The organism is Actinomadura madurae, from assembly GCF_047130825.1.
Classification (GTDB): Bacteria; Actinomycetota; Actinomycetes; order Streptosporangiales; family Streptosporangiaceae; genus Spirillospora; species Spirillospora madurae.
In genome coordinates this window covers 6971915-6985446 of sequence record NZ_CP083237.1, presented here as the reverse complement: position 1 = coordinate 6985446, position 13532 = coordinate 6971915, and the positions used below count along the sequence as shown (strand labels likewise).

12 protein-coding genes are annotated in these 13532 nt (G+C 74.2%); 3 read left to right on the top strand and 9 right to left on the bottom strand.

Annotated features, from left to right (window positions below; translation table 11 throughout):
- Nucleotides 1-294 precede the first annotated feature (294 nt).
- The gene (locus K8Z49_RS32085) at nucleotides 295-1518 is read left to right on the top strand and encodes a PucR family transcriptional regulator (RefSeq protein ID WP_024935848.1); all 1224 of its coding nucleotides are present in this window, start codon (nucleotides 295-297) and stop codon (nucleotides 1516-1518) included.
- A 53-nt stretch (nucleotides 1519-1571) separates the two neighbouring features.
- Here K8Z49_RS32085 and K8Z49_RS32080 read toward each other — a convergent pair whose 3' ends face one another.
- The 5 genes from K8Z49_RS32080 to K8Z49_RS32060 form a co-directional block, all read right to left on the bottom strand.
- Nucleotides 1572-2471, bottom strand: a complete 900-nt coding sequence (locus K8Z49_RS32080) for an alpha/beta hydrolase family protein (RefSeq protein WP_412515946.1) — start codon at nucleotides 2469-2471, stop codon at nucleotides 1572-1574.
- Between the two features lie 376 nt (nucleotides 2472-2847).
- Nucleotides 2848-4440, bottom strand: a complete 1593-nt coding sequence (locus K8Z49_RS32075) for a CocE/NonD family hydrolase (protein WP_075021242.1) — start codon at nucleotides 4438-4440, stop codon at nucleotides 2848-2850.
- Between the two features lie 41 nt (nucleotides 4441-4481).
- On the bottom strand, nucleotides 4482-5597 hold the full coding sequence (locus K8Z49_RS32070) for a hypothetical protein (protein WP_075021243.1): 1116 nt from the start codon (nucleotides 5595-5597) through the stop codon (nucleotides 4482-4484).
- A 59-nt stretch (nucleotides 5598-5656) separates the two neighbouring features.
- Nucleotides 5657-6259 (bottom strand): DJ-1/PfpI family protein, encoded by a 603-nt coding sequence (locus K8Z49_RS32065; RefSeq protein ID WP_021599479.1) that lies wholly within the window; start codon nucleotides 6257-6259, stop codon nucleotides 5657-5659.
- Nucleotides 6256-7203, bottom strand: a complete 948-nt coding sequence (locus tag K8Z49_RS32060) for a GlxA family transcriptional regulator (protein WP_075021244.1) — start codon at nucleotides 7201-7203, stop codon at nucleotides 6256-6258. Before K8Z49_RS32060 ends, K8Z49_RS32065 begins: the two co-directional genes overlap by 4 nt.
- A gap of 329 nt (nucleotides 7204-7532) precedes the next feature.
- Here K8Z49_RS32060 and K8Z49_RS32055 point away from each other — a divergent pair, with 329 nt between their 5' ends.
- Entirely contained in the window at nucleotides 7533-7679 is a 147-nt protein-coding gene (locus tag K8Z49_RS32055) for a hypothetical protein (RefSeq protein WP_412515945.1), read from the top strand.
- Here K8Z49_RS32055 and K8Z49_RS32050 read toward each other — a convergent pair.
- From K8Z49_RS32050 to K8Z49_RS32040, 3 genes are all read right to left on the bottom strand, one after another.
- Entirely contained in the window at nucleotides 7663-8214 is a 552-nt protein-coding gene (locus tag K8Z49_RS32050; RefSeq protein WP_143118428.1) for an ATP-binding protein, read from the bottom strand. The two genes, K8Z49_RS32055 and K8Z49_RS32050, sit on opposite strands and share 17 nt — an antisense overlap.
- A gap of 95 nt (nucleotides 8215-8309) precedes the next feature.
- Nucleotides 8310-8951: a class F sortase gene (locus K8Z49_RS32045; RefSeq protein ID WP_412515944.1), complete on the bottom strand. Its 642-nt coding sequence runs from the start codon at nucleotides 8949-8951 to the stop codon at nucleotides 8310-8312.
- Nucleotides 8948-9754 (bottom strand): hypothetical protein, encoded by an 807-nt coding sequence (locus tag K8Z49_RS32040; protein ID WP_024935845.1) that lies wholly within the window; start codon nucleotides 9752-9754, stop codon nucleotides 8948-8950. Before K8Z49_RS32040 ends, K8Z49_RS32045 begins: the two co-directional genes overlap by 4 nt.
- A gap of 200 nt (nucleotides 9755-9954) precedes the next feature.
- Between K8Z49_RS32040 and K8Z49_RS32035 the strand changes: the two genes are divergently transcribed.
- Nucleotides 9955-10830: an arylamine N-acetyltransferase family protein gene (locus K8Z49_RS32035; protein WP_412515943.1), complete on the top strand. Its 876-nt coding sequence runs from the start codon at nucleotides 9955-9957 to the stop codon at nucleotides 10828-10830.
- On the opposite strand, the gene K8Z49_RS32030 is transcribed toward K8Z49_RS32035, so the two are convergent.
- Entirely contained in the window at nucleotides 10827-13508 is a 2682-nt protein-coding gene (locus tag K8Z49_RS32030; protein WP_024935844.1) for a helix-turn-helix transcriptional regulator, read from the bottom strand. The two genes, K8Z49_RS32035 and K8Z49_RS32030, sit on opposite strands and share 4 nt — an antisense overlap.
- Nucleotides 13509-13532: the final 24 nt, after the last annotated feature.

Below are 13532 nucleotides of genomic sequence, written 5' to 3'. Positions count from 1 at the left end.
GCCCCGGGAATTCCTTTGCGAAGAATTCCGGTAACCCGCCGCGGAGCCGGCGCGGGGAGATCGCTCTTGGTGCGGCACCGCCCGTCGCACGCCGGTCGCGGGGCGGGCTCGCGGGGTTTCGCGCCGCCGCCGCGACACGCCGCGGGCCCCGCCTCGGGCGGGTCGCGGGCGGGTCGCGCGGCTGTCAGCCGGGTGACAATCCGGAACCATCGAAACTTTCCGTCCGTGCCTATCGCGGCGCCCCGCCGGAACCGAGCCTGAGAGGGCAGGAGACCGGAACCAGGAGGGCGTGCCATGAGCCGGACCACCCCGTCCCCGGGACGGGACTTCCCGCTGTCCGGGCTGCCGGCCGAGGTGGCCGGCCCGATGCGGCCCCACCTGGAGGCGGCGGCGGTGGAGATGGTCGCGGAGATCCAGGGGCTCGTCCCGGAGTACGCGCGCCCGCCGGAGAGCCGCTACGGCCGCCGGATGCGGTGGGCGGTCGAGGAGACGGTCCGGCAGTTCGTGGACGCCATCGGCCGTCCCGACATGGAGTGGGAGAGCGTCACCGGCATCTTCGAGAGGATCGGCGCGTACGAGGCCCGCACGGGGCGGAGCCTGGACGGGCTGCAGACCGCGATCCGGGTGAGCGGGCAGGTCGCGTGCCGCCGGTTCATCAAGGACGCCCGGCGGCTCGGCTGGTCGCTGGACACGCTCGGCTCGATCACCGAGTCGCTGTTCGTGTTCCTGGAGCGCATCGCCAGCGCGGCCGGCCAGGGCTACGCCAACGCCCAGGGCGAGCTCGCCGGGGAGCGGGAGCGGTTCCGGTGGCGGCTGCGCGACCTGCTGGTCATGGACCCGCCCGCGAGCGCGGAGGCGATCGGGGAGCTGGCGCGGTCGGCCGGCTGGCCGGTGCCGCGGACGCTGGCCGCCGTCGCCGTCCGGCCCGCCCCCGGCCAGGCCGTCCCGGTGCTGCCGCCGCTTTTCCTCGCCGACTGGCACGCTCCCGCCCCGTACCTGATCTGCCCCGACCCGGACGGCCCCGGCCGGGACCGGCTGCTCGCCGCGATCAAGGGGACGCGGTCGGCGGCGATCGGCCCGGCGGTGCCGCCGGCGCGCGCCGCGCTGTCGCTGCGCTGGGCGCGGCGGGGCCTCGCGCTGGTGGAGCGCGGTGTGCTGCCCGGCAAGGAGCCCGTGCGCTGCCTCGACCATCTGCCGAGCCTGGTCGCGGCGCAGAGCGAGGAGCTGCTCGACGTCGCGCTGAGCACCCGGCTCGCGCCGCTGATGAAGCTGCCCCCGCACCGGCGGGACGCGCTGTCCCGGACGCTGCTGACCTACATGGAGTGCCGCGACAACGCGGTGGCGGCGGCGGAGCGGCTGCTGGTGCACGAGCAGACCGTCCGGTACCGGATCCGGCGCCTGGAGGAGACCCTCGGCGGCGTGCTCCTCGATCCCGGACGGCGCATCGAGCTGCTGCTCCTCCTGCACCATCTCGTCCGGCTGGATCCGGGCGACCGGCGCGTCTCCCCCGCGGGCTGAACCCCGGAGGGCGGTGGTGACGGCCTGCCGGGACCGTCACCACCGTCCGCCGGTCAGCCGGTGGGGCAGGTGCCCTCGTACTGGGCGATGGTCGCGCCCGGCGCCGGCTCCGGGCACAGGAACCGCTCGTAGCGGGCGTCGTCGTCCACGAACCGCTTCATCCACGCGATGGTGTATTTCGCGATGGTCGTGTTCGGCGAGTTGAAGGTCATGTGCCCGGCGTTCTTCAGCTCCAGGTACGCCTTCTCCGGGACGGACGTGAGGTTGTCGTAGTACGACTCGGCCATCGAGTCCGCGGGGGCGATGGCGTCGTTGTCCGCACCCATGATCATGGTCGGGACCCGGACGCTCTTCCAGTCGTAGTTGGTGTTCCACGGGGCGAGCGGCACGGCGGCCTGGAGCGCCGGGCGGTCGTCGGCCGCCTCCAGCGTCCCGCCGCCGCCCATGGAGTGCCCTATGACGGCCAGGCGCGACGCGTCGATCCGGTCCTTCACCCTGCTCCCGCCGGTCATGTAGTCGAGGGCGGCGAGGAGCTGCTCGCCGCGGGCGGCGGGCACGTCGAAGAGGCTGTTGGTCTCCAGGGTCATGACGACGAAGCCCTGTGTCGCCAGGCGCGGGCCGTACCAGTCGATCCAGGCCTGCGGGGAGACGAACCCGGGCGAGACGGCGATGGCGCCGAACGTCCCCTGGCTCAGGTCGGTCGGCGCGTAGATCGTGCCCTTGTTGAAGCCGGGCCCGCTGCCCGCCGGAACGTCGATCCTCTCGATGGCGAACGGGCCCTTCTCGGCCGTGATGCTCGCCTCGGTCGGGGTCGGTCCGCGCTCGTAGGGATTGGCGGCGAGCCGGACCGGATGGGCGGGAGCGGCGGCGTTCGCGGCGGGCGCCAGCGCGGCGCCGGCCACCAGCGCCACGGCGGGGAGCAGTCTGAACGCACGCGTCAGATGCCTTTTCATCGGGGGCGTACCCTTCACTAGCCGATACCGCGATGGGGGAATTCGCGGGTGCCAGAATTGTGGGACGTCCCGTCCGGCTTTACTGCTTGCGCATCTCCATCTTCGTGCCGCGGTCCTTATAGCGATCTTATAAAGACCGCGGGAACGGACGGAGGGGCCACTCCCCCCGAAGTGACCCCTCTCCCCCCGTTCCGCCGTGCCGGCCCGGTGCGCTCACAGGACCGGCCACTCCCCCCGAAGCGGCTTCGCACCGGCCGTTCTGCGGATGTGAAGAACGTAGCGAGCACCCGCGGGCGGATCGAGGCTTTGCCCGGCCGTGTCGACGAACGGACCACCGTCTGCGACGAACGGATTACGCTCCGATGTCGAAGCGGCCCTAGCCGCCCCAAACGGGCAGGTGGAGGGCGGATGGGCGGCTCCTGGCGCGGAGTACCTCGAAGCGGGTGCGGCGGAACGCGACGGCCCGGCCCGCGGGCTCGCCGGTGCCGGGGTTGCGGGCGAAGCGGGGGAACGCGCCGCCCGCGAGCATGACGCGCAGGCGGTGGCCGCGCCGGAAGCGGTAGGCGGTCGGGTGCATCTCGATCTCGGCGCGGACGACGCCGCTTTCCGTGATGCGCGCGATGCCGTCGGTGACGTTCCGCGAGACGCCGTCGCGGTCGACGTCGCAGAGGCGGACGAAGAGGTCGCCCCGGCCGGTGCTGGTGCGGACGTGGATCGTCGCCGAGACGGGACCGATCAGATCGAGGTCACGGGTCAGCGGCGCCCCGGTGAGGACGACCACGTCGTCACGGCGTTCGAGGCGCGCGTTGGCGCGCTGCCCGCCCTTGCCGGGTGACAGCAGCGGGCCTCCGACGTTCGGCGTGGGGTCGTAGGGGTCGTAGGTGAACGTGGCGGGTTCCTCGTCCGGCACGTCCCAGGCGAGGCCCTGAGAGAGGTAGAGCGGCGTGGGCCGGGTCCCGGGCGGGGGCCACCGGTCGAAGTCCAGCCACGTGCCGGCCTTCTGCAGGTGCAGCCTCACTCGCGCCGTGCGGAGTTGGGCCTTGTCCCCGTTGAGGTGGGCGTTCAGCCAGGACACCTGGTCGGAGAGCGTCGCGCGGAGGGCTCTGAGGTCGTGTCCCCATGGGCCGATGGTGATGCGGACGTCCCGCCCCGCCGCGTGGAGGGCGGCGAAGTCCTTGAGCTGGCGGCGCAGGAAGAGGTCCCACCAGCCCGCCACCATCGTGGTGGGCGCGGTCGTCTCCGGTACGGCGGCGCTGTGGTCGGTGCCCTCCCAGAAGCCGTCGCCGGGCTCGGCATGGGCCGCGACCTCGCGGAGGAAGGTCTCGGGACGTCCGATGGCCGCGACGTCGGCCTCGTCCAGCGGCAGGTGCCGCATCGCCTGCCGGACGCGCCTGTTGTGGAACGGCCGCCTTCTTTCGTCCTGCGTGCCCATCAGCGACGACCAGACGAGCGTGTTGTGCAGGGCGAGCGCACCGCCCGGATAGAACGAACTCACGAATTCGGACGCGGTGATGCCGAGCCCCATGGCTTCCAAGGGCGGGTCTGCGTAGGGCGCGACCGCCCACTCGGTGAACCCGAGGTAGCTGGCGCCGACCATGGCGACCTTGCCGTCGCACCAGGGCTGGGCACGGAGCCACCTGAGCGTCGCCAGGCCGTCGTCCTTCTCGTTGTGGAAGGCGTGGAACTCGCCCTCCGACCCCAGGACCCCGCGCACGTTCTGGATCACGACCTGGAACCCCCGCCGGGTGAGAACGCCCGCGAACAGCCGCACGGCGCCCTGCCGCTTGCCGTACGGGGTGCGGATCAGCACGGCCGGCAGCGGGCCGGCGCCGCGCGGGCGGTACAGGTCGGCGACGAGCGCGATCCCGTCCGGCATGGGCACGCGCAGGTCGCGCGCGACCTCGGCGTGCGGCGACGGCGACTCGGGAAGGCCGAGGAGGCGGTCGACGAGTCGTCCCGGAACGGTCATGGACGCGCCTCCCCCGTTCTCCCCGGCTGCGAAGAATATCGTCAGAGGGTGAGGAGCCGTTCGTACTCGTAGAGGATGCCGCCGAACTCTCCGGTGGGGATCTCGCAGGCGTGGCCGGGCAGCCACAGGTGCTCCAGCCGGACGGTCTGGACGTCCAGGCGCAGGTGGCAGGCGTTGCCCGTGTGCTCCCAGCCCGGACGGGCGGCGCGGAGGACCTCCAGGTGGTGGCGATGGCTCTGCACGTCGTGGAGCAGGAACGCCGTGAGGACGTGGCGCGGCCCGTTCACCGACGCGGTGAGCTCGCTCGCCGCGGACGCCGCGGACTCCAGGTCGACACCCGAATCGGCCAGCTCAGGAAAGAACGCCCTGACGCGCCGGACGACGCCCCCGATCTCGATCGGCTCGCAGGGGAGCCGCAGGACGGTCTCCGGGTCGACGTAACCGTGCGCGGGAACCCCTGCGACGACCCCCGACCACGCTCCCGGGACGGACTTGAGGAAACGGGCCTGGGTCAGGGCGGTCCCCAGCTCGCCCATGAGGCGTTCCGGGTCGATCCCCCTCGGCATGAACGTCTTGGTGCCCCCGCGCAGGCGCGTGCCCGTCTCGTCCAGGACGGCGAGGTCGGCCCAGCAGGCGCCGGAGCCGGTTCCGAGGACGCCGTGCGGCAGGCAGGCGTCCGGGTGCGGGGTCAGCCCGGCGAGGTCCTCCAGGACGGCGCGCGGGGTCTGGATCAGGCCCCAGCCCTGGGTGCGCGGGGAGACGGCGCCGAGGGCGAGCGACGTGGCCACGGGCTCGCCGTCGCGGGCCTGGCCGAGGCCGCGTTCCAGGCTCCGGCGGCTCTTGAGGGCGCCGACCTCCTGGAGGTACTCGTCCAGGCACTGCCGGAGGACGGCCGGGTCGAGGTCGCAGGACGCCCACCCGGCGACGTCCCGGACGTGCACGATCGTGCCGTCGAAGTCGAGGCGGTGGTAGCGGTAGTGCTCCTGCCAGGGCCGGGCCGGGTCGCCGTTCAGCCGGCCCTGCGCGCGGGCGATCGCGGAGAGGTCCTCGCCCAGGTCGTTGATGAGGAAGTCGCGCAGCGGGGCGTGCAGGGGGTCGGTCTCCACGGCCACCCGCACGCCGTCGCTGCGGAACCTCACCGGAAGCGATATCGCCATTCGCGTGATTATGCCGATAAGCGAAGATCATCACTGGTATGGCGGAATGTTCGTTCCGATCAGCCGGGTTCGTCGGCCATGTACGGCGGCGCCGGCTCGTACTGGATGTAGCGGCGCACCGCCCGCGCGTGATCGCGGCCGTGGATCCGCCCGACCAGCCAGAGGGCCATGTCGATCCCGGCGGAGACCCCCTGGCTCGTGACCAGGTTGCCGTCCACCACGTAGCGCGCGTCCCGGACGACGGTCACGTCGCCGCGCGCCTCCAGCGCGTCCTCGGAGGCCCAGTGGGTCGCGACCCTCCGTCCCTTCGCCGGACCCGCGGCGTGCAGCAGGATCGAGCCGGTGCACACGCTCGTCACCCAGTCGACCTGTTCCGCGACCTTCGCGATCCAGCCGGTGACGGCGGGGTTGTCCGGCTGGGTCTCCCTGGCGCCACGCCCACCGGGGACCAGGAGGACGTCCAGGTCCGGGTGGTCGTCCAGGGTGTGGTCCGGCACGACCCGCATGCCCTTGTTGCAGCGGACCGGCCCGGCCTGCTCGGCGACCAGGACGGCCGTGTCGCCCTGGTCGCGGAGCATGGCCGATGCCGTGAACACCTCCCACGGGCCCGCGAAGTCCAGCTCTTCCGCGTTCTCGAAGACCAGCAGCCCATACGTCGTCATGCGTACTCCCTCGTCCCTCTGAATCGGTCCCTGTAGTCGGACGGCGCGACCCCGACATGCCGGTGGAACGCCCTGCGCAGCGTCTCCGCCGTCCCGAAGCCCAGCCGCCGCGCCAGCGTCTCGACGGGCTCGTCCCCCTCCGCGAGCGCCCGCCGCGCCGCCTCGATCCGGACCCGCTCGACGTACGCGGCCGGCGGCACCCCCAGCTCGGCGGTGAACCTGCGCTGCAGGTGCCGCGCGCTGAGGCCGGACCGCTCGGCCAGGTCGGCGATGGTGTGCCGGGCGCCCGGATCGGCCTGGACGGACGACACCGCCGCCCGGATCGGGTCCGTCGCGGGCTGCGCCGACCACAGCGGCACGCTGAACTGCGACTGGCTGCCGGGCCGCCGCAGGAACATCACCAGCTCGCGCGCCACCGCGTGCGCCGCCTCCCGCCCGTGGTCGTCCTCGACCAGCGCCAGCGCCAGGTCCATCCCGGCCGTGACGCCGGCGGACGTCCAGACGGGCCCGTCCCGGACGAAGATCGGGTCGCAGTCGACGTCCAGGCGCGGGTACTCCCTCCTCAGCTGGTCCTCCCGCCGCCAGTGCGTCGTCACGCGGCGCCCGTCCAGGACCCCGGCCTCGGCCAGCAGGAGCGCGCCGCTGCACACCGACGCGACCCGGCGCGCCGCGCCCGCGGCCGCCGCGACCCAGCCGACGAGCGCCGCGTCCCGCCGCGCCGCGTCGACCCCGGTGCCGCCGGCCACGACCAGGGTGTCGATGGCGGCGGGCCGCAGGTCCGGGCCGGAGTCGGCGTGGACGCGGAGCCCGCCGGAGGACGTCACCGGACCGGGCCGCGGCCCGGCGACCAGGCAGTCGTACAGCCCGGTGCTGCGGAACACCTCGTGCGGGCCCGTCAGGTCGAGGACCTGGAACCCGTCGTAGATCACGAACACGACGCGCATGTCTCCAGGCTGAGCGCCCGGCGTCCATGGCGTCAACGACACGTACCCCACGGATCGCGCCATCCCCCGCCACGGAATAGGGAGTCCACGGAAACGCATTTTCCGGGTTGACACTCCGGCGAGGCTATGGCTAACTCTTACGCATGAAGCTTTGATTCTTCTCCGGTTGAGCCGCCCCCGGCACCGCCGCGGGCCCGCTCCCGTTCCTTCCAAGGCGCTCCCGTATCGCATGTACACCTCGTGTGACCTGCGACGTCGCCGTGCGCCCCCATCCCTTTTCATCGGCCCTCTCACGGCCGAATTCAGACGTGCCCGGAGGTGGTCTCTTCATGCGTGCCATTGACAACGACCCGTTCGCCAAAAACGGAAAGAAGAATCGGCGGCGGAAGAACTCCGACTTCAAAGCGAACCTCGCGAACAACAACCGCCGCAACGTCCGGCAGATGCCGACCCGGCAGCTCAACCGGGGCCGCTGAGCGGCGTCTCCCCGTCCCCGCCCCGGCCCCGCTCCGCGGCGGCCGGGGCCGGGAACTCGGCCCACACGACCGTCCGGGCGCCGTCCGCCCGGAACCCCCAGCGCGCCGCCAGCGCCTCCACGATCCGCATCCCGCGGCCCGTCTCCGCGCCGGCCTCCGCCTTGACGTGCGGGCGCCCGCCGGCCGCGCCGTCGTCGGCGACCTCCAGCCGGTACGTCCCGGCCTCGACGGCGACGACGACCGTCACCAGCCCGCCCTCCCGCCCGGACGCGGTGTGCGTGATCGCGTTCGCGACCGTCTCGCTCACCACCATGACCATGTCGTCCAGCGCGGGATGGCCGGCCGCCACGTTCCGGACGAAGCCGCGCGCGCACCCGACCGCCCGCCGCACGCCCGGCAGCATGATCTCGCCGACCACCACGCGGTCCCGCGTCCCTTCCACAGCACCGCCTCCCCCGAGCCGGTGAGGACCGGGCACGGCGCCCGCCCCGTCCGGCACCCGGCCGGCCGCTCGCACCACGTCCTCGACGCTCACCACGACGGCTCCTTCGCCTCCGGAAAGTCGCCCGTCACCTCGAAGTACGGCCCGGGACCCGCGTCCCGTTCAGGGCTCCGCCCCGGCGCCCCGCACTACCCGTCGCCGAGGACGGCGGTCAGCCGCGCGAACGCCACGACGTTGGCGCGGTAGTGCCCGGCACGCGCGTCGAAGTCCCCGCCGCACGTGATCAACCGGAGGGACGGCTCCGGCGTGTCGCCGTACACGGCCCGCGCGGGGAAGCCGTCCTTGGGGAAGGTGCGGACGGCGTCCACGGTGAAGACGGCCGTGGCGCGGTCGGCGCGCAGCACGCTCACCCGCTGCCCCGGCCGGAGGCGGCCGAGCCGGTAGAACACCGACGGTCCCGAGGCCGAGTCCAGATGCCCCTCGATCACCGCCGTGCCGGGCTGCCCGGGGGTGACCGAGCCCGTGTACCAGGCCGCCTCGTCCTCGTTCGGCGGCCGGGGCGGCTCCAGCGAGCCGTCCGGGCGCAGCCCGGCCCGCGCGACGGGCGAGTCGACGCCCGCGGCCGGGATGACCAGGCGGACCGGCGGGGACGCGGGCAGCCGGGCCGGACGCGGAGCGGGCGAGGGCCGGGACACGGTCACCGCCCGCGGAGCCGGACCGTCCACGGCGGCCCGCGGCGCCCGGCCGTCCACCCCCGCGGCCGCCGCCACCATCGCCGCGGCCACGCCGAGGGCGGCCGCCGGACCCTTCGCGCGGGTCCTCGCGATCACCCCTCCGTCCGCCCTCGGCGCCGCAGGAGGAAGCGGACCAGCAGTGCCACGGCCGCCATTGCGACGGCGCCGCCGAGAACCCACGCCCCCTGCACGGTCTTGCTCGGCGCGTCATGGGCGGCGGTGGACCCGGTCCCGGTCACGGCGCCGCCGTCCGGCATGGCTCGCAGCACGCCGCAAAGGACGGGCGACGTCGCCGCCAGGGAAAGCGACGGCAGGATGTCGCTCGGCTTCTTCTGGATGCCGGGGCGGAGCAGGGCCGGGTCGACCCCGTGCACCACGACGACGGCGGTGCCCGCGCGCAGGGACCCCAGCGTGGCCGCGTCCAGCCTGGTGACACGCGTGTAGTCGGTCTCGGCCCCCGTCGGCGCGTTCTCGACGTCGGAGCCGGCCTTCGCCGAGGTGCTCCCCTTGACCGACAGCGTCGTCTGGACCGGCCCGTAGAACGGCGCGGCCTCCGTGGCGCTGACGACGCCGTCGCCGTTCTCGTCGGCGGCCGTGGTGGGGCAGTCGCCCCGGCCGCCGCCGCGGATGTGCTGCAGGTGCGGGTAGGGCATGCCCTCCGACGTGCCGGTCAGCCCCTCGAAGTGCTCGTCGATCGTGGCGCGGCGGCCGTCCAGCCGCAGCGTGAGCGAGCCGGAGGCGTTCTGGTGGTTGAGCGGCTCCAGCGTCGCCTGGTAGGTGACGCTGCGGGAGGCGGCGCCGTCCTCGGCGGACGCCGGCGTGACCATGACCGGCGCCGCGGCGGCGCAGGCGAGCGCGAGCCCCGCGACGCCGGCGCACGGCCGTCTGCCCTTCACCATGCCTGCCCCTTCCCCCTGCGGATCCCCGGCGCTGTGTGGCTGCCCCGGCGAGGACCGCGCTAATACGCCGAGCCGGTACCTGAAGGGCAAAGCATCCAGGCGGGCACTTCTACGCTGGGTCATGAACGCCGACGCCGTGCGGCGCACGGAAAGATCCGCGCCTCGCCCGTTGTTACGACGTCGACAGGCGAGAGGACAATATGAGCGACGATCTCGGCTACGGGTGGCAGGGCGACCTGCTCGGCCTGCCCGCCTACCTCAAGCGCGTCGCCTACGACGGCGACCTGGCCCCCACGGGGGAGACGCTGCGCGCCCTGCACCGGGCGCACGTCACGTCCATCCCGTTCGAGAACCTGGAGATCATGCTCGGGCGGCCGGTGGAGATGTCGCTCGACGCCGTCCAGGCGAAGCTCGTCGGCCGCCCGCGCGGCGGCTACTGCTTCGAGCACAACCGGCTGTTCGCGGCCGTGCTGGAACGGCTGGGCTTCGAGGTGACCGCGCTCGCGGCGCGGGTGACGCTGGGCTCGCCGAAGCTCCGCCCGTCCACGCACGCGCTGCTGCACGTCCGCCCGCCGGGAGGGTCGCGGGACGAGCCGGCGTGGCTCTGCGACGTGGGCTTCGGCGCCGGGCCGCTGGAGCCGCTCCCGCTCGTCGACGGCGAGGAGGCCGTCCAGGACGGCTGGGGGTTCCGGCTCCGACGGGGCCGCACCGTCGAGACGTGGACGCCCAACACCGCGGGCTGGGAGATGCACCAGCGCGGCCCGGACGGATGGGTCCAGCGGCACACGTTCCCGCTGAACGAGACGTTCCGCATCGACTTCGAGGTGTTCAACCACTACGTCTCGACCAACCCGCGCTCGCCGTTCACGGCGCGCCCGTTCGTGCAGAAGTTCTCGCCGGACGTCCTCCACGTGCTGGACGGGACGACCCACACCCTCACCCGCCCGGACGGCACGGTCGAGACCCGCACGCTCACCCCCGCCGAGCTGCCCGCGACGCTCGCCGCCGACTTCGGCATCGTCCTCGAAGGCGAGGACGCGCCCGACCTCGTCAGGTTCGTGCGGGACAGGAGCTAGGTCAGGTCGAGCCGGCCGAGTTCGGCGCGGCCGGCGACGCCGAGCTTCGGGTAGGCCTTGTAGAGGTGGTAGCCGACCGTCCGGGGGCTGAGGAAGAGCTGGGCGCCGATCTCCCGGTTACTCAGGCCCGTCGCCGCCAGCCGGACGACCTGGAGTTCCTGTGGGGTGAGGCGGGCGGCGAGGACGTCCCGCCCGTCTCCGCCGTCGGTGAGGCTCTCCCCGGCGGCGCGCAGTTCGGTGCGGGCGCGCTCCGCCCACGGCACCGCGCCGAGCCGGTCGAACGCCTCCAGCGCGGAGTGCAGCCGCGCCCGCGCGTCGTTCCGGCGCCGTGACCGGCGCAGCCACTCGCCGTACAGCAGCTCGGTACGCGCCTGCTCGAACGGCGTCCCGCCCTCACGGTGCAGCTCCAGGGCACGCGAGTACAGCGCGTCAGGGTCCTCCGAGGTGAGCAGAGCCGCACAGCGCGCCGCGATGGCCTCGGCCCATGGCCGCCCTACATGCGCGGCCCATTTGCCGTACCACTCACCGGCTTCCTGCGCGCGCTCTGGAACCCCGGCCCGGACGGCCGCTTCGACGAAATCGGGCAGGGCGGCGATGGCGCCCTGCCGGTTCGGGCCCGACAGGACATCCGAGAGACGTTCGACGGCGGCTTCGTAGCGTCCGAGACCCAGGTCGAGCAGGGCGCGCGCCGACGCCGCGTGCACGCTGCTCGGCGGGACGCCACGCGCCAGCGCCTCCTCCGTCAGCTCCGTGCACCGGTGCTCGTCGCCCCCGATCGCGGCGAGCTGCGCCAGCACGGTGTCGAGGTAGACGCGGATCCGCCGCTGCCCGGTGTCGAGGGCGATCCGCCTGCCCTCCGAGGCGGCGGTGAGCGCGTCGCGGTGCCGGCCGAGCAGCAGGTCCGTCCGGGAGCGCAGCATCAGCACCGCGGCGAGCAGCCCGATCGCGCCCTCCTCGCGGTGGCGGCGCTCCAGCGCGGCGGCGGCCTCCGCGGCGCCCCGCACGTCCCCGACCAGCAGATGCCACAGCCCGGCGCGGATCCTGTCGCGGGGTCCGTAGCAGGTGCGCATCGCGTCCATCAGCTCCCGCAGCGCCGCCACGCCGTCCGCGAGATCGGCGCCGGTCGCGAGCGGCCGCTGCCCCGCGAACACCCGGCTCAGCGCCCGCAGATGGGACGCGTTCGGGACGCCGGCGCGGACCCCTTCGGCGACGATGTCGTCCAGCGCCGCGAAGTCCCCCGCGTTGGCCGCGGCGGACGCCGCCTGGAAGTACAGGTAGCCGGACGTGTACGGGTCGAGCTCGACGACCGACGCGGCCGTCTCGGCGAACAGCCGGTAGGCGTCCCGCGTCCGGTCCTGCTCGTCGGCGAGCGAGGCCCGGGTCAGCGTCAGCTCCGCCCGCGCCACCGGATCGGGCAGGTCGGCCTCGGCGCGGGTCGCCAGCTCGACCGCCCGCTCCGGCAGGCCCGCGTCGGCCGCGGCGCGCGCGGCCGCCGCCAGCCGCCGCCCGCGCTCCGCCCGGTCCTCGCTCAGCTCGGCGGCGGCCTCGTACATCGCGGCGACCGACGCGTTGCCGCCCCCGTCGCGCTCCGTCTCGGCGGTCTTCTCCAGGACGGCCGCGACGCGCTCGTCCGGCTCGGTGACCCCGCTGATCAGATGCCACGCGTGATGGCAGTCGTCGCCGCGCTCCCGGTACGCCTCCGCCAGCGCGCGATGCGCCGCCAGCCGCGCGTTCAGCGGCGCCTCCTCGACGGCGGCGGTGCGGATCAGCGGATGCCGCACCTCCAGCCGCCCGTCCGCCGTCGTGCGCAGCAGCCCGGCGCGCTCGGCCGGGGCGGCGTCGTCGACGGACGCGCCGCACCGCCCCGCCGCCGCCACGATCGCCCCGACGTCCCCGAGGTCGTCCGAGGCCACCAGCAGCAGGAGCCGCCGCGCCCGCTCCGGCAGCGCGGCGATCCGCTCGGCGTACGACCGGCGGATCCGCTCGTACGCCGACCCGTGGCCGCCCCGCGCCGGCAGTTCGAGCAGCGCGAGCGGGTTCCCCATCGCCGCGGCCAGCACCTCCTGCTCCGTCCGGCCGGGCAGCGTCGCGGTGCGCTCGGCGAGCAGCCGCCGCGCGGCGTCCCGGTCGAGGCCGCGCAGGCGCAGCTCCGGTATCCCCTCGGCGGCGAACTCCGGCGCGTCCGCGTCACGGGCCGCGAAGATCATCGCGATGGGCTCGGCCTCCAGGCGGCGGGCGGCGAACAGCAGCGCGCCGGCGGACGGGCCGTCCATCCAGTGCGCGTCGTCCACCAGCACCAGCAGCGGCCGCTCCTCGGCCAGGTCGGCAAGCAGGGTCAGCACCGCGAGCCCCACCAGGAACCGGTCGCCCTCGCCGGGCCGCCCGCCCATGTTGAGCGCCGCGCACAGCGCGAGGCCCTGCGGCTCCGGCAGGCCGCCGAAGCGGTCCGCGTACCGCCCGAGCAGCAGGTGCAGGCCCGCGTACGGCATGCCGCTCTCGTTCTCGACGCCCGTCGCCCGCAGGACGCGCATGCCGTCCGCGGCGGCCGCGTGGTCGAGGAGCGCGGACTTGCCGATCCCGGCCTCGCCGCGCAGGACGAGGGTGCCGCTGCGCCCGTCACGGGCCCGGCGGAGAAGCCCGTCGATCGCGGCCAGTTCCCCGTCCCGCCCGTAGAGCATGTGGTTCAGCCTACTCAGCGCCGC